Source organism: Streptomyces sp. NPDC047525 (assembly GCF_040643025.1).
Lineage (GTDB): Bacteria > Actinomycetota > Actinomycetes > Streptomycetales > Streptomycetaceae > Streptomyces > Streptomyces durmitorensis.
Window position 1 is genome coordinate 642826 of record NZ_JBEYTL010000004.1, and the last position, 20599, is coordinate 663424.

Here is a 20599-nt window from a genome sequence, read left to right on the forward strand (position 1 = left end):
CGAAAAACCGAAGGAGACCCCCCATGACTGGACGTCTCAACAACGCCCAGCCCTACGCCCTCGGGCTTTTCCGCATAGTCATCGGCCTGCTCTTCGCCTGCCACGGCGCCGCATCGCTCTTCGGCGTGCTCGGCGGCGCGATGGGCGGCGGCACGGTCGACGCCGGCACCTGGCCCGGCTGGTACGCGGCCGTCATCCAGCTGGTCGGCGGCGGTCTGGTCGCCCTCGGCCTCGGCACCCGCGCCGCCGCGTTCATCTCGTCGGGCTCGATGGCGTACGCCTACTTCAAGGTGCACCAGCCGGAGGCCCTGTGGCCGATGCAGAACGGCGGAGAGGCCTCCGCGATCTTCTGCTGGGCCATGCTCCTGCTCGTCTTCACCGGCTCGGGCGCGCTCGGTCTCGACCGCCTCTTCGCCTCGCGCGCCGAGCGCGAGGACAAGGCGGCTTCGGAGCGGACGCCGGTGGCCGCCTGACGCACCGGCGTGCGCGAGCCATGTTCCACGTGACGGCGCCCCCTGCCTCGTATGCGTACGAGGCAGGGGGCGCCGTCACGTTCACGGGCTTCAGCCCACGGGAGCGAACGGCACCGTGAAGCACGCCAACCGGTCACCCGCGCCGCCCTGCTCGCGGTGCAGGACGACGGATCCGGCCCCGCCGGGACGGAACTCCCAGTCATGGCGGGCGCTCGCCGCGCCCGAGCCGCCCCCGCCCGCGGTGAAGTCCAGCCAGACCTCGTTCTCCGGATTGACGTAGGCCGGGTCCTCCGAAGGCTGGACCGGGTCCACGCGGTGCTGGTAGTGCCCGCCCGCCGCGGCCGGGTCGGCGCCGCACGGCTTCTGGTGCACGTGGGCGCCGTACGCGTGCCCCGGCTTCATTCCCTTCACCCGGACCTTGACCCTCATGTCGCCCGGCCTGCCGCGCTGCTCGACCTCGATCGAGGAACCGGCCGGGACGAGCTTCGTGTCGTACGTGATCGCCGACGAGGGGATGAAGGCCGCGGGCGGCGAGAACCGCGCCCCGACCCGCATCTCGTGACAAGGCGGCCCGTCCCCGCCGGTCACGCCACCGCCCGCTGCGAGCACCGCCGTCGCAACGGCCCCGGCGAGCATTCCTGCCACCATCGCCCCGCTCCTTCCGTACCGTCCGTTGACCCTGCTGGTGTTGACCTTGCTGGTGTCTCTGTTGGTACGGGACATCGGCGCCATACGCCCCATCGAGAGCGGCAGCCGGGTGAACGTGATGTAGCGAACATATGAGCCCCCCGTGGATCTCCGGCCAAGAGTGCGGCGTACGCTGTACAGCTGTCACCAAGCCGCCCCTGCCGCTCCCCCGCGACGTCGCGGCAGTCACGTCGTCGACCGGGGAGTTCGGGGAATTTCGGTGCTTGAGAGTCTGGGCTCACTGACCAGCAGCCCATGGATCTACGCGGTAGTGGCACTTTCGGTGCTCTTCGACATCGTCGTGCCCGTACTGCCGAGCGGGGTCCTCGTCATCACGGCGGCCACCGCGGCCGCCGCCGCAGGCACGGCGGGCACGGGCGCGGGGAACGTCGCGCACGAGGTCCCCGACATCCTGATCCTCATGCTCTGCGCGGCCACCGCATCGGTCCTCGGCGATATGGCCGTCTACCGCCTCGCCTGGCGCGGCGGCGAGCGCCTGGACCGCGCCATCGCCCGCTCGCGCCGCCTGACCACCGCGCAGGAACGACTCGGCACGGCGCTCGCCCGGGGCGGCGGCGTCCTGGTCGTCATCGCCCGCTTCGCGCCCGCGGGCCGCTCGATCGTCTCGCTCGCGGCGGGCGCGGCACACCGCAAGGTGCGTGAGTTCCTGCCCTGGTCGGCCCTCGCGGGGGTGGCCTGGGCCGGGTACAGCGTCGCGCTCGGCTACTTCGGCGGCCAGTGGCTCGGCGCGTCGTGGCTCGCCACGGGCGTCTCACTGCTCGCGCTGTTCGCTGCGGGCGCGGTCGCGGCCTTCCTGGTGCGACGGCCGCGTACGACGCCTGCGTCAGCGGCGGCGACAGCGACGGCTGCGACAGCGGCGGCGAGCTAGGCGGCCGGGGCTTCCGCGGCCGTCCGCTCGGCCCCGGGCTCGGCTGCGCGCGGCTTGGCCCCCCGCACCTCGATCCCGGCGAGCAGTTCGGCAGTGGCTTCGGCGACCGCGTCCACGGCGCGGTCGAAGACCTCGCGGTTGTGCGCGGCCGGGGCACGGAACCCCGAGACCTTGCGCACGTACTGGAGCGCGGCGGCCCGGATCTCCTCCTCGGTGGCGTCCTCGGGGATGGCGGGCGGACGGAGGGTCTTGATGCTGCGGCACATGCTTACAGCTTGCCGCGAGTGAGGCGCGGGCGTGAAGTCGTACCGCCCGGAGGAAGTCCCGGACCCTCCGGAGTGCCCCGGAGTGCCCCGGAGTGCCCCGAAGTCCCCCGAAGTTCACCCCACATCACGCGTGGCGGCCCTCGCCCTCGAAATTCGAACAGGAGTACCATTAGCGGGTGCCTGCAACCCCTGCATACGACTTCCCTGACGACCTCCTCGCGGGTCAGGAGGAACTGCACCAGGTCCGGGCCGAACTCCTGGCCCTCCTGAAGCGGCTCCCCTGGTCGGTCACGCCTCTCGACGGCTTCAGCGACGACCACGGCTGGCGCAAGGTGGAGCGACCCGCCTCCCCGGGCTGGACCCCGGACGAACAAGCGGAGGTGGAGAAACTCCGCGCGAGGGAAAGGGAGTTGGCGGTGTTCGTCACCTGCCATCGCTTCTGGGATCAGGTGACGGGCCCGGACGCCGTGGCGGCCCGCGCACGGCTCAAACACATCCACGAGAAATCCATTGACACCGGGTGACAGCGGGCGTTGACTCCAGCTACGCCAAGGAGGTGCTGCCATGAATGTTCTGTTGGTCGTCCTGCTCCTTGCACTGGTGGGCCTGGGTTTCAGCCAGCCACTTCTGTGGCTGGCCGCAGCGGCGCTCGTCTTCTTCATGGTCCAGCAGTACGACCGCGGGGGCTCGGGAAAGAGCAGCAGCGGAAGCAGCGCGGGCGGAAGTGGCGCGGGCGCAGGCTCGGGTGCCGGAGGCGGCGGTGGGGGCGGCGGAGGCGGCTTCCCCAAGACCTACCGCGACTACCGCATCCGCAAGGAACGTCAGGAGCGCTGGGACCGCAGGTACAAGCGCACACACCCGGGTTCGGGCCGCTGAGCGGTGCGGCCGCCGTCGGGCGGCCGTGCCCCTCCGGTAGGACTAGTCATCATTCCGGGTGACACGGCGCTTACCTGCGCAAACGCTGGGGATTGAGGTCATGCACAACGCATCGACCACCCCCGGGAGCCCACGCGCATGCGCTTCAGAACCGCCGCAGTCACCGCCGCTTTCGCGGCCCTCCTGACCGCGGCCGCCCCCTCGGCCACCGCCGAGCCCCACACCACTGAGCCGCGCGCCGCGACGGCACCCGGCCAGGTCTGCTTCTGGTCCGAGCCAGGAATGATGGGCCACGCCTGGTGCTACGGCCCGCCCGGCTACGCGGAGGCCGAGAACGGCACGCAGCGCCACGCCTACTCCTTCGAGTCACGCGTCAACGGCACTGTGTACGCCATCAGTTACGGCCCCGGAAGCGGCTGCGTCTACCGGGAGATCCGCAAGGACGACTACGACGAGAACTGGACGGCCTGGGCCAGAAAGCTGGACGGCGTCAGCGACACCACCATGGGCTGCGAGCCAGGCTGACGTAGGCACATGAGCCACCGCACCCACCGCCGGCTCCCGGCCGCACTGCTCCTGGCCTCCGGCCTCCTCCTGAGCGCGTGCGGCCAGGCGCCCACGCCCCGCGAACTCCCGCCGGACGACATCATCAGGTCGGCCCAACAACAGCTGACGGACCGCTGCTTGAAGAGGCAGGGCCTGACACCACCACGCCCGCACAACGGCGCCGAGGCCAGACCCGGCGCGGGCGAAGCCTCGGTCCGCACGAGCCAAGAACGCACGGCAGCGGCCCTGTTCGGCACCGGCCGCACGGAACTCTCCCTCGAACTCCCCACCGGCTACACCGTGCGCGCCCACACGGACGGCTGCCTCGCCGCGGCCCAGCGCACGCTCTACGGCGACCAACGGCGCTGGTTCCGGGTCTCGACGATCGCCAACAACCTCAAGCCGGAGGCGACCTACCGCCACCGCACCCTGGCGTCGGTCCGCGCCGAGCACCGCGAGGAACTCGCCGACTGGCGAACCCTGCGCGCACGGGCCCTGCGTCAGGCCAAGGCGCAACTCAGCACCCACCAAAAGACCCAACTCGGCGCCCACCAACAGAAAGAGAAGCACGCACCATGACCATCAAGCACAGGTCCACGGCCCTGCTCGCCGCCACGCTCCTGGCGATCGGCACCGCGGTGACCACGTCGGCCGCGGCCCAGGCGGCCTCGTGCCCGAGCGGCCAGTTCTGCGCCTGGACGGACGCGGACTTCGGCGGCCAGCGCACCAACTGGTCGGGCGACGACCACGACTGGGAGGACCCCATCCAGGACCAGGACTCCTCCTGGGCCAACCACGGCATCTCGGGCCCCGGCATCAAGGACCACGTCCAGGTCTACGAGAACCCGGGCCTCGCCGGCTTCGGCACGGTCTGCCTGGCCCCGGGCCAGGAGATCGCAAGCCCGAGCGGCTGGGCCAACGACAGCGGTGACTCCCACACATGGAAGATGGAGTGCTGACTGCCGCCACCCCCTGCGGTGCACCCCTGCCCTCGGGCCACGGGGTGCACCGCCTCCTCTGAACTCAGCCCCGCCGAATCAGCTGAATCAGCCGATCGGCATCCCCGCGGGAAGCCCGCCGATCATCGAGGCCGGCCCCTGCACCGCGTCGTCGACCTTGGCCGTGGCGGAGGCGGGGTCCGCCTTCAGCTCGCCGTGGGCCGCGTCGACGTCGACATCACTGAGGGGGTTCTTCAGGTCCTGCGTCGCCTTCGCGGCGGAGTCGAGCATCTGCATCTCCCCACCGGCGGGCGGCTGCGGCGCGGCGAACGCGGGGGACACGGCCCCCAGCGCGAGCCCGACGCCGACGACACCAGCAGCAGCCTTGACGATCTTCACGAGAAGAATCCCTTCCGGCAGGGCCCGACGGCAGCACGACGGTCGTGCGCCCGGAGCATCCACAGACCGGACACCCACACGGCCCTCACCGGATTCCCCAACTCCCCCGCGATCCCCGAGGTTCTGCCCGACCACCCGATCGATCACGGAAGATCCCCACACCGGACCCTGCACCCTGCCCTGGGGCCTGCCTCATATGGGTTTGCCGGGCGGGGCCACAGGCAAGGTAGGCTGTCGAAACATCCCGGGCGCGTAGCTCAGTGGTAGAGCGCTGCCCTTACAAGGCAGATGTCGGCGGTTCGAAACCGTCCGCGCCCACCCGGACGAAGACCCCCGGCCGATCACGGCCGGGGGTCTTCGGCGTGCGGCCGACGGAGCCGTGGATGTTTCCGCTCCCCGCGACAGTGGTAGTCCGCACCTCGTGTCCGCCCGCAGCGAAGACGGCAAAGTCACGGTGCGCAGCGCGAACTAACCGGCCCGTGTGTTCGTCATTAACCGGTGGGAGAATGTGACACCGGGCAAGGCGGATGACAGCACGGGAGAGGGATAGTGACGGCGACACCTTCGCAGCCGTACACACCGGACACGTCGAGCAGGCACGTCATGCCGGATGAGGATGTACGTCGCTGCGGGAGCGTGCGGCCGCTTCCCCGCCCGGACAATCGCCCGGACAGCCGCCCGGACAACCGTCCCGGCCGCCGAGACAGCCGACAGCCTCGCCGGTCCGCCCTCCGTGATGCCGTGGCGCTCGCCCTCCTGCCCCTCCCCCTGCTCGCCCTCACCCTCCCCGCCGCCTTCGCCGGCGGCGGCACCCGGCGGTGGTTCGGCGGGCGCGGGGAGAGCGTGCGGGCCGACGCCCAGGCCGCGAAGGACGCGGCGGCGGCCGCCTTCTACGAGTTGGACACCGCCCAGCGGGATCTGCGGATCTCCATCGAGACCATCGTCGCCGTCGACTCCACGCCCGCCGCGCAGCGGGCGGTCTCGGACTTCGAGGCCATCGGGCGACGGATCGACGAGGCAAGCCATCAGTACATCAGCGCCGTCGACGCGCACGATCTCGACCGTGACGACCTGGAGGCGTCCGTCGCCGCCCGCGCGCGCACGGAACTCACCGAGGCCAAGGGCGAGCTGGACAAGGCCAAGCAGGACCTGGACCGGTTCCAGCAGGGGCTCGGGCCGCTGCTCGACAAGGCGGAGACGCAGCTCGCCCGCCTCGCCCCGGCCGTCGAGCGCGCCCGGCAGACCCTCCTCGCCGCCAGCAACGCCCTCGACGCGGTGCGGGGCGCCGGGCTCAAGGCCGATGATCTGGCAGCCCGCCTCGCCGCCCTCGGGCCCGAGCTGACCAAGCTCAATCAAGGGGCAGGACAGCACGGCGTGCCGGAGACGCTCCAGCGCGCCGACCGCGTTTTGCGCGACGCCGAAGCCGTCCGCGCCGAGGCCGAGCGGCTGCCCGAGCGGGCCGCCGAGATAGACCGCCGTCTGGTGTCGCTGCGTACCCGCGCCCAGGCCCTGACCACCCGCAGCGGCCAGGTCGACCCCGTCCTCAGCGAGCTGCGGCGGCGCTTCACGGCCGCCTGCTGGCAGGACCTCCAGCGCGTCCCCGACCAGGCCGCGGAGAACGTACGACAGGCGGAGACCAAGCTCAAGGAGGCCAAGCAGGCGCGCGAGGAGCAGCGCTGGCCGGACGCCACATCCCTGCTCTCGACGGTCCGCGCCCTGCTGAACTCGACGGACGAGGCGGTCTCGGCCGCAGGCGACCGGCTGCAGCGGCTCAACGCCGTGGCGAAGGACCCCCAGCACGAGATCGAGCGCACCCGCTTCGCGATCCGCGACGCGCAGCGCCTCGCCATGGCGGGGCGCCAGACCCCGGAGCAGCGCCACGCCCGCCCGCTGGACGAGTCCGTGGCCCGCCTGGACCGCGCGGTGTCCTCCCTGGAAGGGCGCCACCCGGACTACTGGCACTTCCTGACCGAGACCGAGGCCGTGCGGCAGGCGGTGGGGCGCGTGGTCACCCAGATCCGGGAGGAGCGGGGGCAGGGCGCCTGAGGGCCTCGGTCCGGCCCTGGAGTGCGGTCCGCGGCCTGCGGGCGGATCCTGGAGTTACGTACAGAAGCGGCCTCCGCGCGTACCAAGGGAGGCGGACATGGCCACGCATGTACTTCACCCAGGGGCGAAGCGGCCCCGGCGGCGCGTCACGCTGAACGAGCACCTGCCCGTCGACCACCGCCTCAGCACGGTCTACCGCGTCGGCGCGGGTCTCATGGGGCTCGTCCTGCTCGCGTTCGGCATTCTCGGCCTGATCGACAAGGTCGGCTTCTTCGACACCGGGGGCGACAAGGTCGCCGGTCTGAACACGAACGGCGCGCTCAGCGTCCTGTCGATCTGCGTGGGACTGCTCCTGTTCGTCGGCATGGTGGTCGGCGGCAACTTCGCCTCGACGCTCAACATGGTCCTGGGCTGCGCCTTCATCCTCAGCGGCTTCGTGAACCTCGCCCTCCTGGACACCGGCCTCAACTTCCTCGCCTTCCGCATCCCGAACGTCCTGTTCAGCTTTGTGGTGGGCGTCCTGCTGATGATCTTCGGGATGTACGGGAGGGTCGGCTCGGCCCTGCCGCACGACAATCCCTACTGGCGGGCGCGCCACCCCGAGCACGAGCAGGTGCGGCACGCCGGGCACGGGCGGGGCCGCGGGGCTCACCCGCCGGAGCGGGCGCACGACCCTGAGCAGGCACAACCCTGAGCGGGCACGCTGAACGCCCTGTGCGAGCCTTGGGGGCATGTCCGACCCCACCACAGCCACAGCCCTCACCACTGCCTTCAGTACGGCCCTGCGGGCCCGGCGCCTGGTCGCCATCGTGCGCGGCACGGACGCGGAGGCGTCCTTCCGGACCGTCATGACGCTCGTCGAGTCCGGTGTCCCGCTCGTCGAGGTCTCCCTCAGCGGCGCCGACGCACTGGGCGTCCTGCGCCGGGCGCGCACCGAGCTGGGCGAGGCGGCCTGGCTCGGCGCGGGCACGGTCCTCACCACGGACGACGCGCGGCGAGCCGCGGACGCCGGTGCCAATCTCATCGTGACGCCGGGCCTCGGCGCCGGTGTCGACGAGGCCCTGCGGCGTGAATTGCCCGTCGCTGCCGGGGTGTTGACCCCCACCGACGTGATCGCGGCGAGCGCGGCCGGCGCGACAGCGCTGAAGATCTTCCCCGCCTCCGCGATGGGCGGCCCCGCGTACCTCAAGGCGCTGCGGGCCCCCTTCCCCGACCTGCCCTTCGTGCCGGTGGGCGGCGTGGACGCGGCCGCCGCCGAGGAGTATCTGGCGCTCGGCGCGGTCGCCGTGGGCGTCGGCTCCCCGCTCATCGGGGACGCGGCGGACGGCGGCGACCTGGACGCGCTGCGCAAGCGCGCGGCGGAGTTCGTGGCGGTCGCGGGGGCCGGTCGATGAGCGGCGTCAGCGGCGCCACCGATGTCCTGACCCTGGGCGAGACCATGGTCGCCCTGCGCGGCAGCGGACCGCTCAAGCTGGGCGGTTCGATGGACGTGTCCATCGCGGGCGCCGAGTCGAACGTGGCCATCGGCCTCGCGCGGCTCGGCCACGCGACGCGGTGGGCGGGTGCCGTGGGCGACGACGAGGCGGGCGAGCTGGTGCTCCGCACGCTGCGCGCCGAGGGGGTCGACGTCAGCGGCGCGACCCGCGATCCGGACGCGCCCACGGGTCTGATCCTCTTCGAGCCCCGGCTGCCCGAGGTGACCCGCGTGCACTACTACCGTGCGGGTTCCGCCGGTTCACGCCTCACGGCGGCCTCGGTCGAGCGCGCCTTCACCGCTCCCGGCGGCGCGCCCCGCGTCCTGCACCTCACCGGCATCACCCCGGCCCTCGGCCCGTCCGCCCTCGACACGTGCCGCCGCGCCCTCGAACTGGCCCGGGAGCACGGCACGACGGTCTGCCTCGACGTCAACTTCCGCTCACGGCTGTGGAGCGATGAGGAGGCGGCCGCGGTGATGCGCTCCTGGATTCCGTACGTCGACGTCCTCATCGCGTCGGACGACGAACTGCCGCTGTGCGTACCGGAGACGACAGCCGCCGGTGAGGCCTCCGCCCTGGCCGAGGAACTCCGCACGCAGGGCGTCCGCGAGGTCGTGGTCAAGCTCGGTGCCGACGGGGCCACCGCATACACCGGCGACGGCGAGCTGTACGCCCCCGCGCGCCCGGTGCGGGCGGTGGACGCCGTGGGCGCGGGGGACGCGTTCGTCGCCGGGTATCTGTCGGCGCTGCTCGACGGGGACGACGTGGCGGGGCGCCTCGACCGGGCCGTGACCACGGGGGCCTTCGCCGTGGCGTCGCACGGGGACTGGGAAGGGGCGCCCACGCGGGCCGAGCTCGGACTGCTGGGAGCGGGGCCCGGGACCGTGGTCCGCTAGCCGCAGCAGCCGCCGCCACAGCAGCCGCCGCCTCCGCCGCCACCCGGGGCGGGGGCGGGGGCGGACGCCGAGGCCGAGCCGCCGACGGCGACCGTCGACAGCAGCTTCACCGTGTCCTCGTGCCCGGCGGGGCAGGCCGCGGGGGCGGCGGACTCGGCCATCGGGCGGCTCAGCTCAAAGGTGTCGCCACAGGAACGGCAGCGGTACTCGTATCGGGGCATGGGCCAAGGCTAACGGCAGCGGACCGCCCGGAGGTCAGCCGTTGGCGGAACCATGGCGAAGGGACCCCCGGCCATGGCCAAGGAACCCCCGCAGGATCTCCTCCCCCGCCGCGACGCCCCGCTCCGGAAGGACCGTGAGCCCCGGCGCCGTCCAGCCGGTGTCGGCCAGTTCACCGTGCCCCGGCCGCCACGAGCGGTCGGCGGCGAGCAGCAGATCGGCGTCGAGGAGCGAGTCTCCTGCGGCGAGGATCTCGTCCGCGTCGATACGGCGTGCCACCTCGCGCACCGCCGCGCTCTTGGTCAGCGGCTTCGGCACGGCGTAGATCTTGCGGCCCTGCAGCGAGACGGTCCAGCCGCGGCCCTCCGCCCACTCGGCGAGCTCCTTGACCCACCCTTCCGGGAGCAGGGAGCGCTCGACGACCAGATAGGCGAAGAGGTCCTCGGCCACCCGCTCCTTGAGGAGCCAGGCCGGGTCGGCGGTGCGCACCATGTGCGCGCGGACCTCGCCGAGCGAGGCGCACTCGGCGGCGAGGCGGCGGCCGACGCCCGCACGCCACTCGGGGTCGGACACCCCGTCCACCAGCAGGTGCCCGCCGTTGGCGCAGATCGCGAACTTCGGTGCGGGGCCCGGCAGATGGATGCGGCCGTACTGTTCGCGCGTACGCGTGGTCGTCGGCACGAAGACCGTGGCGCGCCCCACCTCGTCGAGCAGTCCGGCGGCGGTCTCGGTGACGTACGACAGCGGCTTGCTCTCGTACACCTCGACGCAGAGCAGGCGCGGCGCGTCGGCGTCGGGCATGGTCAGGCCGAGGGCGGCGGCGGAGTAGATGAGGGTGCGGTCGAGGTCGCTGGCGACCAGCGGCATCCGGGAGGTGCTCACTTGGCGGCCACCGCCTTGCCGTCCGTGCCGGTGGCTCCGCGGGTGAACTGAGGGTGGATCAGCCCGACGCAGGTGTAAGGGAGTTCGTCCACTTCCTCGACCGGCACGCCGCGCTGCTCCGCGAGGAGCCGTACGTGATCGAGGTCGGCCCCCGCTCCCGCCCGCGCCAGGATCTTCCAGGGGACGCGCCGCAGCAGCACGCGCGTCGTCTCGCCGACGCCCGGCTTGACCAGGTTCACGTCGTGGATCCCGTACTCCTCGCTGATCCGCTCGACGGCCGCCCAGCCCTCCCAGGTCGGGGCCCGGTCCGCCGCGAGCAGCTCCTTGGCCTGGGCGTCGACGGCGTCGGCCACCTCGTCGAAGCGGGCCGCGATGGCATCGAGGAAGTCGAGGGAGACGTCGCCGTCGGCGAGTTCGCGGTAGAACTTCGCGCCGTGGAAGTCGTCGGGTCCGACCAGGTCAGCGCGCAGCACGGTGCGCGAAATCAGCCCGGACACCGTCGAGTTGAGGCAGGCCGAGGGGATGAGGAAGTCCTCGCGGGTGCCGTAGGTGCGTACGCACGAGCCGGGGTCGGCGAGCACGGCGATCTCCGGATTGAAGCCCGCGGGGCCACCGGCCTCCTCGAACTCCCGCACGGCGTCGGCGAGTTCACGCGTGATCGCTCCCTTGCCCGTCCAGCCGTCGACGAAGACGACGTCGGCCGTGTCGTGGTGGGCGGCGAGCCAGCGCAGCGCGTTGGCGTCGATGCCGCGGCCGCGCACGATCGACACGGCGTAGTGCGGCAGGTCGAGGCCGTGCCGATGCTGTGCCCAGCGCCGCATCAGCACGCCGACGGGTGTGCCCGCGCGGGCCAGCGAGACCAGGACGGGGCGCGGGGTGGGGGTCCCCCCGCGCTTTCGGCTGTGGGGGAGCTCGGCGAGCACCGTCTCGGTGACGGTGCCGACGGCCTGCGCGATCCGCGCGGCGGAGGTGCCGAGGGCCGCGCGGAACAGCTCTTGGTACTGCGGGCTCGGCTGGTACTCGACCGGCAGCGACTCGGCGTAGTGCGCGCCACCGCTCTGTATCGCCTCCTCGCGCTCCTCGGTCGGCGCCTCCAGCCGGACGTCCGAGAGATCCTGGAGCAACCAGCCGACGTCTTCGGCCGCGTACGAGGAGAAGGCGGGGCCGCGGAGGGGCTCGGGCAGCATGGAGGGCCTTTCGGGGTCGTGCTGAGGGACGAGCTGAGGGGCTTGCTCGGGGACGTACGAGGGCACGACGGCGAGCAGCACCTGCGGGGCGTGCGCGGCGAGCTGCGCCAACATCCCTTCGGGGGCGTGGAGTTCGGGGCGGTCGGCCACGGAGTCGACCACGGCGACGATCGCGTCGAAGCCGCCGCCCGCGACGTTGTACGCGTACCGCTCGCCGGGTCCGTCGGCGGGGGCGTCGTGCGCGGGGAAGACGAGGCGGCTGCGGATGGCGTAGCCGGGGTCGTCGACGGCGAGGACGGGCGAGCGGGTGGTGGTGGAGTAGCGCACGTCCGCGGTACCGGCGGCGTCGGCATCGGCATCGGCATCGGCATCGGCATCGGCGTCGGCGTCGGCGTCGGCGGACAGGCGCTTCTCCAGGGCCACGCCGAGGGCCAGCGGCGCGTACATCAGCTCTTCGAAGCCGAGCACGAGGACGCGGGAGGGGGCAGAGGTGGGGGTGAGGGCAGGGGCAGAGGTGGGGGCAGGGGCGCCGCGGCCCGGGGCCAGCGCCTCCGCGATCCGGTCCGCCATCCCGGGCAGCGCCGCCTCAAGTGCCTCCCGGTGCTCGGGGGCGAAGCCGTGGCGTCCGCCGTCGGGCACTCCGGCGGGCCAGCCGATGTCGACCCGGGTGACCGAGCCGCCCTCCCGGCGCGGGGCGGGGAGCGCCGAGGCCTCGTACTCCTCGACCAGCGCCTGCCCCTTCTCCAGGACCCCGTCCGGCAGGCTCACCGTGCCGGAGGCCATCGTGATCAGGTCGACCCGTGCGCCGATCTCCCGCGCGAAGTCGGCCAGGCGGCCCTGGTCCTGCGGGGAGCGCATGTCGACGAGCGCCACGATGACGTACCGCTCGCGCGGGAACAGCTCGTGCAGGGCGCGGATGGTGTTGAGGACCGTGTTCCCGGTGGAGAACTCGTCGTCGACGAGGACCAGCGGGCCGTCCCTGGTGAGGAGCCGGGGGTCCTCCGGGAGCAGCAGATGCGAGGTCGCGTGCGAGTGGGACTCCTCGAAGCCGCCCGCGCTGCGCACCGAGTCGACCGGGCGGCGCGTGGAGTGGAGGTAGGGCGCGAGGCCGATGCCGTCCGCGACGCAGTGGCCGAGGCCGGTCGCCGTCTCCGCGTAGCCGAGGACGACCGCGCGCCGGGCCTCGGCGTCGCCCAGGAGCGCGCGCGCCCGCACACCGAGGTCGTGCCCGGCCGCGTACACGACGGAGGGGCGCTGCGGCACATGCTTGCCGAGGACGTTCGACACCAGGAGGTGCGCCCGCTTCGGGTTGCGGCGCAGGGCAAGGCCGAGCAGGTCGCTCAGCCCCGCGTCCCCGGCCAACTCCACGCCGAGCCGCTCGGCGACCCACGTCCCTGACCACACCACGTCGTCGTTCACAGTCCTCGCACAGTCCTTAGGTTCCTTGCGTTCTTCGCCGTCGGCCGGAGAGCCCGGTGAGGCGGTGGTCAGCCGGAGAGCCCGGCGGTCAGCAGCTCGACGAAGCCGATGTCCTCGCGCGCGACGCCGAAGACCTCGGCGCGCTGGAGGGTCCGCTCGGCCCACGCGCGGTGCGGCTTCACCTCGTTCATCTTGTTCGTGTACGCCGAGCGCATGACCCCGCCGCCGCCCCGCTCCGGACGCAGGATGTCCTCGGCGTCGCTGAACTCCTCGTGGCTGACGACCGAGAGCGCGTGCACGGGCAGGACGTGCGAGGGGTGGATGCAGGTCTTGCCGAGCAGGCCGTTGGCCCGGTCCAGCTCGATCTCGCGGAGCAGTCCGTCGATGTCGTGCTCGATGAGCGCCTGCCGCAGCTCCTCCGCCCTGCCCTCCAGGAAGGGGCTCCGGCGCAGCTGCGGCTTGAACATCCTCTCCTGGACTCGGAAGTACTCCCACACGGGCCCGGTCACGGTGAAGCCCGTGCCGTCGGCCCTGCCGAGGTGATTGACCACGTCGGCGATGACCGAGGCCACGATGTGGACGTCGTAGGCGGTCATGTGCGGCGGCCTGCGCAGTCCGTACGCCGAGCAGAAGTCGGTGACACCGAGCCGCAGCGCGAGCACCCGCTCGCGGTACTTGTCGACGGTGCGGGCGATCCCGGCGAGGGTCTCGGCGCGGCTCTCCAGGTGCAGCAGCTCGGGCGATTCGAGGACGGGCATCGCGAAGAGCCGCCGGCCGCTCGCGGCCTCCGCCACGGCGAGCGACTCCAGGAAGGCGACGCCACGCTCCTCGGTGAACTTGGGCAGTACGAATCCGGACAACAGCCGGATGCTGGGTCCGAGGCGGTCGGCCAGGTCGGGTATCTGCTCGGGGGCCCGGACCCGGATGAACAGGAGCGGCGGCTGTGCGCCGTCCCGCTCCGCCAGGTCGGCGAACTGTCTGACCAGGTTCTCCTCGGCGCCGATGACCTCCGCGTCGTCGATCGAGTCCTCGAGGCAGAGCACCATCGAGATCACGCCACGCCCGGCCTGTTTCAGGATGTCGTCGGCGAGGCGGGGGCGCGTGGCGGGGCTGTAGAGCGTGGCCCCCAGGGCGGCGGCGAGCAGGCGCGGGGAGGAGTCCGCGGTGAAGGTGCACGGCTCCCGATGGAAGAGACGCTGTCGCACCTCTGGGGCTATATGCCCGAAATGACGCATGATTTCCCCTGTACTCGTCGGCGCGATCCGACGTGATGTGGCCGGTAATAGTACGTAGGGACGGGTGTCAAGGGTTCCCCATGGGCATGAAATTCAGGTAACCCGGCCATGTCAGACACACAGGCCACACACCGTCACCCCCGCGTTGTCCCGTCCAGGACCGGGAAGGCAGGATGACCGCATGACGCACGCGATGTTGAAGGGGTCGAACGTCCCGCTCGAAGCCACGGCCGTCCGCGCAGTGCTGCGCTGGACCCCCGGGCAGGGCGTCCCGGACGTCGACGCGTCGGCTCTGCTCCTCGGCGCCGACGGCCGCGTGCGGTCCGACGAGGACTTCGTCTTCTACAACCAGCCGCGCCACCCCTCGGGCAAGGTCTGGCGGCTCGGCAAGAAGCGCGTCTCCCAGGGGCTCTCCGAGGGCCTGACCGACACGATCCAGACGGACCTCACGGGCCTTGATCCCGCCGTGAGCCGCGTCCTGCTCGTCGCCTCCGCCGACAACATCGCCTTCGAGAACGTACGCGCGCTGCGCATCCTGCTGTACGACGCCGGCGCGGGCGAGGCCGAACCGCTTGCGTACTTCGACATCACCCCGCAGACGGGCGCCGAGACCTCTCTGATCTGCGGCGAGCTCTACCGACGCGGTGACGTCTGGAAGTTCCGCGCCCTGGGTGAGGGATATCTGAACGGCCTGGAGGGTCTGGCCGGCGACTTCGGCATCTCCGTGGACGAGTCGGAGGCGGTGCCCGAGCCGACGACCGAGGCCTCGCTCCCGCAGCCGTATCCCCAGCGCCGGCCGCTGCCCGAACCGGTCACGCAGGCTCAGGTCCCGCAGACCCCGGCCACGCAGGCTCCGGCTCCGCAGCCCTTCCCCGCACCGGCCCCGCAGCCTTCGTACGGCTACCCTCCCGAGCCCCCGCGCCACCAGCCCGCCCCGCAGCCTTCCTACGGCTATCCGCAGCACGCGCCCGCCCACGCGGCGCCGGTCCCGCAGCCCAGTTACGGCTATCCGCAGCCCGTGGCCGCGATGCCCGACCCGAACTTCCGGCTGCCGCCCCAGGGGCCGCAGTTCCTCGCACGCTGAGGGCGCGGGGACCAGGACGGTCCCGGGGCCGGGGCCGCGTGGAGTCTGGAGTGAGGACACCGCGCGGCCCGCTCAGGTGCCGCCGACCTTCGACTTGTAGCCGCGGCCCCACTGCAGCCCCCAGCCGTACAGCCGGTCGAGTTCGGCCTGGAAGCCGTACACGAACTTCACCTCGCGGCGCACGATCAGCTCGTCCTTGACGTTCTCCAGCGTGAATATCGCGCAGGAGCGGGCCTGCGGCTGGCGCTCGTCCAGGTCGATCTCGATCCGCGGGCCGTTGCTGGGGTAGAGCGTCACCTTGGCGTGCGTGCGGTCGAAGGCCGGCGTCTGGTCGTAGATGTACGCGAAGAACAGCAGCCGCTTGATCGACTCGCGGTGGTCGAGATTCACATAGATCGTCTCGCCGGACGGCGAACCGAACCGGTCGTCTCCGCTGAGCTTCACGAACGGCGGTGCGTTCAGGTCTCCGAAGAAGCTGCCCAGCGGCTGCACGACGCCCTTGGCGCCGTCCACCGTCTCGTACAGACAGCCGAGGTCGAGGTCCACGTTGACCACGCCCTGGGTGTGCGCCTGCACCACGTCCGGCTGGAACATCTTGAACGGGTGCCGCAGCAGGCCGCCGCCCTTGGGCTTGCCGATGATGTCGGACGTACGCATCTGCCAGGAGAGGTTGACCCGGAGGTTGCCGGTGGCCGCGCCCTGTTTGTTGAGCGAGACCGTCGGGTGCCGCTTGGTGAGTTCGATGGAGTTGGTCGCGGCGCTGCCCGACTCGTAGTCCATCGAGCGCCCACGCCAAAGACCGTCCCAGAAGGACATCGCCGCCCCCAATAAATGCCGGAGCCCCATGGGCCCGTTACGAATGCCACGGGGCGGCCAGGAGGACTCGTCCTCGCTGGCCGCCCCGTTCAGAAGCGTTCCTCACTCGGCCCCGGGTCACACGCCGGGAACGCGTCAGACCCGAAGTCACACGCCGGAAGAGACCTCGGTCTTCTCACCCGATGAGCCCGAGTCGTTTCCTTCGGCCCGCGCCAGCGCCTTGTTGCGGCGCACGGACGACCAGAAGGACCAGGCGATCAGGATGACGCCGACGAGGCCGGTGATGACCTCGTGGATCTCGTACTGGATCGTGACGAGCAGGATCACGGCGAGGGCGCCGATCGCGTAGTGCGCGCCGTGCTCCAGGTAGACGTAGTCGTCCAGGGTGCCCTGGCGGACCAGGTACACGGTGAGCGACCTGACGTACATCGCGCCGATGCCCAGGCCGAGCGCCATGAGGACGATGTCGTTGGTGATGGCGAAGGCGCCGATGACGCCGTCGAAGGAGAACGACGCGTCCAGGACCTCGAGGTAGAGGAACATGAAGAACGCGGCCTTGCCGGCCATGACGACGGCAGGAACCTTCTTGCCGCTCTTCCTGGCCTCTTCCTCCTGCTCGTGCTCGCGTTCTTCCTCTTCCTCGAGTTTGTTCTCGAAGAAGCCGGAGAGGCCGCCCACGACCATGTAGGTGATGAGTCCGGCGACACCGGAGAGCAGCACCGTCTCCGCCTTGTCGACGTGTGCGCCGCCGTGCTGGTGGGCGTGGGTGGCGACGGTCATCGCGGAGATCATGAGCACGATGAGGGCGACACAGGCCGACAGCATGTCGATCTTGCCGAGCTTGGCGAGCGGGCGCTCCAGCCAGCCGAGCCACTTGATGTCACGGTCCTCGAAAATGAAGTCGAGGAAGATCATCAACAGGAACATGCCACCGAACGCGGCGATCGACGGGTGAGCGTCGGTCACCAGCTGCTGGTACTTGTCCTTGTCGTTGAGCGCGAGCCGCACGGCCTCGATGGGGCCGATCTTGGCGCTGATGGCCACGATCGCGACGGGGAACACGAGCCGCATGCCGAAGACGGCGATCAGCACACCGATGGTGAGGAAGATTTTCTGCCAGAAGGCACTCATCTTCTTCAGGATCCCGGCGTTGACCACCGCGTTGTCGAAGGACAGCGAGATCTCGAGGATGGACAGGATCGCCACGATCCCGAAACCTGTCCACCCCCCGTAGAACACCGCCGCGACCAGGCCGAGCGCGGTAACCGCGAACGACCAGCCGAAGGTTTTCAGAAGCACTGGCTACCCAATCGTGTGTGTACGGGCTCCCGTTTAGCGGTCTCCCCCGCGCCGGTCCCCAGCTTTACGAAACATTGACCCCGAAGTCTAGAGCGATGCCCCGCAGTCCAGACGCGTACCCCTGCCCAACGGCGCGGAACTTCCATTCGCCGCCGTAGCGATACACCTCTCCGAAGATCATCGCGGTCTCCGTGGAGGCGTCCTCGGAGAGGTCGTAGCGCGCGAGTTCCTGGTGGTCGGCTTGATTGACCACACGGATGAAAGCGTTGCTGACCTGGCCGAACGTCTGGCCGCGGTTGTCCGCCTCATGGATCGAGACAGGGAAGACGATCTTGTCGCAGTTGGCGGGAACCTTGGAGAGGTCGATCAGGAGCGACTCGTCGTCCCCGTCACCCTCACCCGTGAGGTTGTCGCCGGTGTGTTCGACGGAGCCGTCCGGGCTCTTGAGGTTGTTGTAGAACACGAACCACTCGTCGCCGATGACCCGGCCCGAGTTGCACATCAGCGCGCTGGCGTCGAGGTCGAAGGGGGCTCCGGTGGTGGAGCGCGCGTCCCAGCCGAGGCCGATCAGGACCTGTGTGAGGTTCGGTGCGGCCTTGGAGAGGGAGACATTGCCTCCCTTGGCGAGCGTGACGCCCATGATGTGGTCCTCCCCGTGGTTCGAGAGCAAGAATTCCCTGGGCTCCCCTGGGTCGGGAGCGTGTCCGGGAGCAAGAGTGTTGAGCGCGTCCGGCGCCGCACTCGTGGTGTGCGGCGCCGGACGACAAGGCGGAGGGCGTTACTCGGCTCAGACGTTGACGCCGAAGTCCTGCGCGATGCCGCGCAGGCCCGAGGCGTAGCCCTGGCCGACGGCGCGGAACTTCCACTCCGCTCCGTTGCGGTACAGCTCGCCGAAGACCATCGCCGTCTCCGTCGAGGCGTCCTCGGAGAGGTCGTACCGCGCGATCTCCGCGCCGCCCGCCTGGTTCACGACGCGGATGAACGCGTTGCGGACCTGGCCGAACGACTGCTGGCGGGTCTCGGCGTCGTAGATCGAGACCGGGAAGACGATCTTGTCCACGTCGGCCGGAACGGCCGCCAGGTTGACCTTGATCGCCTCGTCGTCGCCCTCGCCCTCACCGGTGGTGTTGTCACCGGTGTGCTCGACGGATCCGTCCGGGCTCTTCAGGTTGTTGAAGAACACGAAGTTGCCGTCGCTGCTGACCTTGCCCTCGGCGTTGGTCAGGATGGCGCTGGCGTCGAGGTCGAAGTCCGTACCGGTGGTGGTACGGACGTCCCAGCCCAGGCCGACCAGAACCGCGGTCAGGCCGGGGGCCTCCTTGCTCAGCGATACGTTGCCGCCCTTGCTGAGGCTGACTCCCACAAGTCCTCCCAAATTGATGTCCAGGGGCGGGGAGCCCCAGTCGTGCTTTGCCATCGGATCAACGAGTGGATCCTAGTGACCGGTTCCCGGCCGCCACAGGCTCTGCACCCGAAGAATCACAGGGTGTCACCCCTGAGGAATCACAGGGTGTCGAGCGCCTTGACGTACTCGTCGAGGTCGCGGGCGTCCGGCAGACCGTTGACGACAGTCCAGCGCACCACGCCCTCCTTGTCGATGATGAAGGTGCCGCGCACCGCGCAGCCCTTCTCCTCATCGAAGACCTCGTACGCACGCGACGCCTCACCGTGCGGCCAGAAATCGGAGAGCAGCGGGTACTCCAGGCCCTCCTGCTCGGCGAAGACGCGCAGCGTGTGGATGGAGTCGTTGGAGACCGCGAGCAGCTGTGTGTCGTCGTTGACGAACTTGGGCAGCTCGTCGCGCAGCGCGCAGAGCTCGCCCGTGCACACGCCGGTGAACGCGAACGGGTAGAAGAGCAGCACCACGTTCTTCTCGCCGCGGAAGTCCGACAGCTTCACGGCACGGCCGTGGTTGTCCTTCAGCTCGAAGTCCGGCGCTTTGGTGCCGACCGCGATCGCCATGAGTACGCATCCCTTCGACGGGGCTGTTCGGGTGACGACCACCCTACGCAACGGGCGTTTCGTCCGATCACCCCGCAGGGCGGGACTTTCCCCCGTCGGCCCGCGCGCACGCAGGAGCCCCCACCGGCATGCGCCGGTGGGGGCTCACAACGATTGGCTCAGTCGACTTCCTGCTGCCTGAGCGGCAGCTTCACCGCTTCTTGGCTGCCGCCTTCGGCGTGACCAGACGGCTGCCCGTCCAGTCCTTGCCCGCACTGATGGTCTTGGTCTGAGCAAGGCCTGCGGTCTGGGCTGCCTCGTTGATGTCGCTCGGCTCGACGTAACCGTCGCGGCCGGTCTTGGGCGTCATCAGCCAGAGGTCGCCGCCCTCTTCGATCAGCTGGGTGGCGTCCACCAGCGCATCCGTCAGGTCGCCGTCGTCCTCGCGGAACCACAGCACCACGGCGTCAGCAGTGTCGTCGTAGTCCTCGTCGACGAGCTCGCTGCCGATCACCCCTTCAATGGCCTCGCGGAGCTCCTGATCGACATCGTCGTCGTAGCCGATCTCCTGGACCACCTGCTCGGGCTGGAAACCCAGCCTCGCGGCAGGGTTGGTCCGCTCCTCCGCGTGGTCCGCGGTCGCGCTCACGGCTTGCCTCCTGATCATGTTTTCGGGAATGCCTTCATCCACGCGCGTGCGCGGGACATTGGCGGTAGTCCACACGGACGGGCCGGATCGCGCAAGTACCCGGCCGTCAAGACCGCTGAAACGGTGACGTTCCCGGCCGTGTCGCCGCAACTCAAGGCCCACCTGCCAGATCCTTCTCCGCTCGCACTTCGCTCGTACGACGCCGAACGGAACTGAGGTCCGAACGGCCTTACGAACCGGCTAGGCAGGATGGGCGTATCGTTGCGATTTGGTCGAGCCTACCCCAGGGCCGCCGGGCGGAGGCCTCGGTTACCTCTCAGTAGAGATGACGATTCCGCCCACGCGGTACACGATGGGGAACGTCTCACAGCCAGGCA

General features: G+C 70.7%; 25 protein-coding genes and 1 tRNA gene. 13 read left to right on the forward strand and 13 right to left on the reverse strand.

The genetic code is table 11. The features are described from left to right. Positions 1-23 precede the first annotated feature (23 nt). Positions 24-473: a DoxX family protein gene (locus ABZ833_RS15320; protein ID WP_361046152.1), complete on the forward strand. Its 450-nt coding sequence runs from the start codon at positions 24-26 to the stop codon at positions 471-473. Positions 474-563: 90 nt separating this feature from the next. On the opposite strand, the gene ABZ833_RS15325 is transcribed toward ABZ833_RS15320, so the two are convergent. Then, positions 564-1121: a superoxide dismutase family protein gene (locus ABZ833_RS15325; protein ID WP_361046155.1), complete on the reverse strand. Its 558-nt coding sequence runs from the start codon at positions 1119-1121 to the stop codon at positions 564-566. A 259-nt stretch (positions 1122-1380) separates the two neighbouring features. Here ABZ833_RS15325 and ABZ833_RS15330 point away from each other — a divergent pair, with 259 nt between their 5' ends. Then, the gene (locus ABZ833_RS15330; RefSeq protein WP_361046158.1) at positions 1381-2049 is read left to right on the forward strand and encodes a VTT domain-containing protein; all 669 of its coding nucleotides are present in this window, start codon (positions 1381-1383) and stop codon (positions 2047-2049) included. On the opposite strand, the gene ABZ833_RS15335 is transcribed toward ABZ833_RS15330, so the two are convergent. Next, positions 2046-2315, reverse strand: coding sequence for a DUF2277 domain-containing protein (locus ABZ833_RS15335; RefSeq protein WP_361046161.1), 270 nt, complete (start codon positions 2313-2315; stop codon positions 2046-2048). The two genes, ABZ833_RS15330 and ABZ833_RS15335, sit on opposite strands and share 4 nt — an antisense overlap. 176 nt (positions 2316-2491) lie before the next feature. Here ABZ833_RS15335 and ABZ833_RS15340 point away from each other — a divergent pair, with 176 nt between their 5' ends. The 5 genes from ABZ833_RS15340 to ABZ833_RS15360 all read left to right on the forward strand — a co-directional run bounded on the left by ABZ833_RS15340 (position 2492) and on the right by ABZ833_RS15360 (position 4696). Then, a complete protein-coding gene (locus ABZ833_RS15340) occupies positions 2492-2839 on the forward strand; it encodes a hypothetical protein (protein ID WP_361046164.1) in 348 nt (115 codons plus the stop codon). Positions 2840-2879: 40 nt separating this feature from the next. Further along, positions 2880-3191 carry a hypothetical protein gene (locus ABZ833_RS15345; RefSeq protein WP_361046167.1) on the forward strand — a complete coding sequence of 104 codons (312 nt, stop codon included), beginning with the start codon at positions 2880-2882 and terminating at the stop codon, positions 3189-3191. Positions 3192-3329: 138 nt separating this feature from the next. Beyond that, complete coding sequence (locus tag ABZ833_RS15350; RefSeq protein WP_361046169.1) at positions 3330-3716, forward strand: hypothetical protein; 387 nt, start codon at positions 3330-3332, stop codon at positions 3714-3716. A 9-nt stretch (positions 3717-3725) separates the two neighbouring features. Beyond that, positions 3726-4316, forward strand: coding sequence for a hypothetical protein (locus ABZ833_RS15355; RefSeq protein WP_361046172.1), 591 nt, complete (start codon positions 3726-3728; stop codon positions 4314-4316). Continuing rightward, positions 4313-4696 (forward strand): peptidase inhibitor family I36 protein, encoded by a 384-nt coding sequence (locus tag ABZ833_RS15360; RefSeq protein WP_361046174.1) that lies wholly within the window; start codon positions 4313-4315, stop codon positions 4694-4696. The genes ABZ833_RS15355 and ABZ833_RS15360 overlap by 4 nt, the downstream gene beginning before the upstream one ends. A gap of 87 nt (positions 4697-4783) precedes the next feature. On the opposite strand, the gene ABZ833_RS15365 is transcribed toward ABZ833_RS15360, so the two are convergent. Beyond that, a complete protein-coding gene (locus ABZ833_RS15365; protein WP_361046177.1) occupies positions 4784-5074 on the reverse strand; it encodes a hypothetical protein in 291 nt (96 codons plus the stop codon). Positions 5075-5320: 246 nt separating this feature from the next. Here ABZ833_RS15365 and ABZ833_RS15370 point away from each other — a divergent pair. The 5 genes from ABZ833_RS15370 to ABZ833_RS15390 all read left to right on the forward strand — a co-directional run bounded on the left by ABZ833_RS15370 (position 5321) and on the right by ABZ833_RS15390 (position 9491). Further along, positions 5321-5392: transfer RNA gene (locus tag ABZ833_RS15370), tRNA-Val, on the forward strand. Positions 5393-5815: 423 nt separating this feature from the next. After that, the gene (locus ABZ833_RS15375; RefSeq protein WP_361046180.1) at positions 5816-7120 is read left to right on the forward strand and encodes a hypothetical protein; all 1305 of its coding nucleotides are present in this window, start codon (positions 5816-5818) and stop codon (positions 7118-7120) included. A 97-nt stretch (positions 7121-7217) separates the two neighbouring features. Further along, complete coding sequence (locus ABZ833_RS15380) at positions 7218-7814, forward strand: DUF4383 domain-containing protein (RefSeq protein WP_361046183.1); 597 nt, start codon at positions 7218-7220, stop codon at positions 7812-7814. 37 nt (positions 7815-7851) lie between these two features. Then, positions 7852-8514: a bifunctional 4-hydroxy-2-oxoglutarate aldolase/2-dehydro-3-deoxy-phosphogluconate aldolase gene (locus ABZ833_RS15385; protein WP_361046185.1), complete on the forward strand. Its 663-nt coding sequence runs from the start codon at positions 7852-7854 to the stop codon at positions 8512-8514. Then, the gene (locus tag ABZ833_RS15390) at positions 8511-9491 is read left to right on the forward strand and encodes a sugar kinase (protein WP_361046188.1); all 981 of its coding nucleotides are present in this window, start codon (positions 8511-8513) and stop codon (positions 9489-9491) included. The genes ABZ833_RS15385 and ABZ833_RS15390 overlap by 4 nt, the downstream gene beginning before the upstream one ends. Here the strand turns inward: ABZ833_RS15390 and ABZ833_RS15395 are convergent. From ABZ833_RS15395 to ABZ833_RS15410, 4 genes are all read right to left on the reverse strand, one after another. Continuing rightward, positions 9488-9712, reverse strand: coding sequence for a zinc ribbon domain-containing protein (locus ABZ833_RS15395; protein WP_361046190.1), 225 nt, complete (start codon positions 9710-9712; stop codon positions 9488-9490). The genes ABZ833_RS15390 and ABZ833_RS15395 overlap by 4 nt on opposite strands. A 34-nt stretch (positions 9713-9746) precedes the next feature. After that, positions 9747-10577, reverse strand: a complete 831-nt coding sequence (locus ABZ833_RS15400) for an HAD family hydrolase (protein ID WP_361046365.1) — start codon at positions 10575-10577, stop codon at positions 9747-9749. Between the two features lie 11 nt (positions 10578-10588). Beyond that, positions 10589-13198, reverse strand: coding sequence for a phosphoribosyltransferase (locus ABZ833_RS15405; protein ID WP_361046193.1), 2610 nt, complete (start codon positions 13196-13198; stop codon positions 10589-10591). Positions 13199-13266: 68 nt separating this feature from the next. Further along, on the reverse strand, positions 13267-14433 hold the full coding sequence (locus ABZ833_RS15410; protein WP_361046196.1) for an HpcH/HpaI aldolase/citrate lyase family protein: 1167 nt from the start codon (positions 14431-14433) through the stop codon (positions 13267-13269). 181 nt (positions 14434-14614) lie between these two features. On the opposite strand from ABZ833_RS15410, the gene ABZ833_RS15415 reads away from it, so the two are divergent. Further along, positions 14615-15517, forward strand: coding sequence for a TerD family protein (locus tag ABZ833_RS15415; protein ID WP_361046198.1), 903 nt, complete (start codon positions 14615-14617; stop codon positions 15515-15517). Between the two features lie 72 nt (positions 15518-15589). Here ABZ833_RS15415 and ABZ833_RS15420 read toward each other — a convergent pair whose 3' ends face one another. From ABZ833_RS15420 to ABZ833_RS15445, 6 genes are all read right to left on the reverse strand, one after another. Continuing rightward, on the reverse strand, positions 15590-16333 hold the full coding sequence (locus ABZ833_RS15420; protein WP_361046200.1) for a Tellurium resistance: 744 nt from the start codon (positions 16331-16333) through the stop codon (positions 15590-15592). Between the two features lie 147 nt (positions 16334-16480). After that, the gene (locus ABZ833_RS15425) at positions 16481-17632 is read right to left on the reverse strand and encodes a DUF475 domain-containing protein (protein ID WP_361046204.1); all 1152 of its coding nucleotides are present in this window, start codon (positions 17630-17632) and stop codon (positions 16481-16483) included. Between the two features lie 64 nt (positions 17633-17696). After that, complete coding sequence (locus ABZ833_RS15430; protein ID WP_190081128.1) at positions 17697-18272, reverse strand: TerD family protein; 576 nt, start codon at positions 18270-18272, stop codon at positions 17697-17699. A 147-nt stretch (positions 18273-18419) separates the two neighbouring features. After that, positions 18420-18995 carry a TerD family protein gene (locus ABZ833_RS15435; protein ID WP_160504836.1) on the reverse strand — a complete coding sequence of 192 codons (576 nt, stop codon included), beginning with the start codon at positions 18993-18995 and terminating at the stop codon, positions 18420-18422. A gap of 140 nt (positions 18996-19135) precedes the next feature. Further along, positions 19136-19594 carry a peroxiredoxin gene (locus tag ABZ833_RS15440; RefSeq protein ID WP_249590133.1) on the reverse strand — a complete coding sequence of 153 codons (459 nt, stop codon included), beginning with the start codon at positions 19592-19594 and terminating at the stop codon, positions 19136-19138. Positions 19595-19784: 190 nt separating this feature from the next. After that, positions 19785-20222 (reverse strand): DUF3052 domain-containing protein, encoded by a 438-nt coding sequence (locus tag ABZ833_RS15445; RefSeq protein WP_361046208.1) that lies wholly within the window; start codon positions 20220-20222, stop codon positions 19785-19787. Positions 20223-20599: the final 377 nt, after the last annotated feature.

Coding starts and splice junctions, on each gene's coding strand:
- ABZ833_RS15430 (WP_190081128.1), bottom strand. CDS start 18,272: ATGGGCGTCACGCTCGCCAAGGGAGGCAATGTCTCCCTCTCCAAGGCC.
- ABZ833_RS15350 (WP_361046169.1), top strand. CDS start 3,330: ATGCGCTTCAGAACCGCCGCAGTCACCGCCGCTTTCGCGGCCCTCCTG.
- ABZ833_RS15335 (WP_361046161.1), bottom strand. CDS start 2,315: ATGTGCCGCAGCATCAAGACCCTCCGTCCGCCCGCCATCCCCGAGGAC.
- ABZ833_RS15320 (WP_361046152.1), top strand. CDS start 24: ATGACTGGACGTCTCAACAACGCCCAGCCCTACGCCCTCGGGCTTTTC.
- ABZ833_RS15380 (WP_361046183.1), top strand. CDS start 7,218: ATGGCCACGCATGTACTTCACCCAGGGGCGAAGCGGCCCCGGCGGCGC.
- ABZ833_RS15390 (WP_361046188.1), top strand. CDS start 8,511: ATGAGCGGCGTCAGCGGCGCCACCGATGTCCTGACCCTGGGCGAGACC.
- ABZ833_RS15420 (WP_361046200.1), bottom strand. CDS start 16,333: ATGTCCTTCTGGGACGGTCTTTGGCGTGGGCGCTCGATGGACTACGAG.
- ABZ833_RS15355 (WP_361046172.1), top strand. CDS start 3,726: ATGAGCCACCGCACCCACCGCCGGCTCCCGGCCGCACTGCTCCTGGCC.
- ABZ833_RS15345 (WP_361046167.1), top strand. CDS start 2,880: ATGAATGTTCTGTTGGTCGTCCTGCTCCTTGCACTGGTGGGCCTGGGT.
- ABZ833_RS15415 (WP_361046198.1), top strand. CDS start 14,615: ATGACGCACGCGATGTTGAAGGGGTCGAACGTCCCGCTCGAAGCCACG.
- ABZ833_RS15400 (WP_361046365.1), bottom strand. CDS start 10,577: ATGCCGCTGGTCGCCAGCGACCTCGACCGCACCCTCATCTACTCCGCC.
- ABZ833_RS15440 (WP_249590133.1), bottom strand. CDS start 19,594: ATGGCGATCGCGGTCGGCACCAAAGCGCCGGACTTCGAGCTGAAGGAC.
- ABZ833_RS15360 (WP_361046174.1), top strand. CDS start 4,313: ATGACCATCAAGCACAGGTCCACGGCCCTGCTCGCCGCCACGCTCCTG.
- ABZ833_RS15325 (WP_361046155.1), bottom strand. CDS start 1,121: ATGGTGGCAGGAATGCTCGCCGGGGCCGTTGCGACGGCGGTGCTCGCA.
- ABZ833_RS15395 (WP_361046190.1), bottom strand. CDS start 9,712: ATGCCCCGATACGAGTACCGCTGCCGTTCCTGTGGCGACACCTTTGAG.
- ABZ833_RS15385 (WP_361046185.1), top strand. CDS start 7,852: ATGTCCGACCCCACCACAGCCACAGCCCTCACCACTGCCTTCAGTACG.
- ABZ833_RS15410 (WP_361046196.1), bottom strand. CDS start 14,433: ATGCGTCATTTCGGGCATATAGCCCCAGAGGTGCGACAGCGTCTCTTC.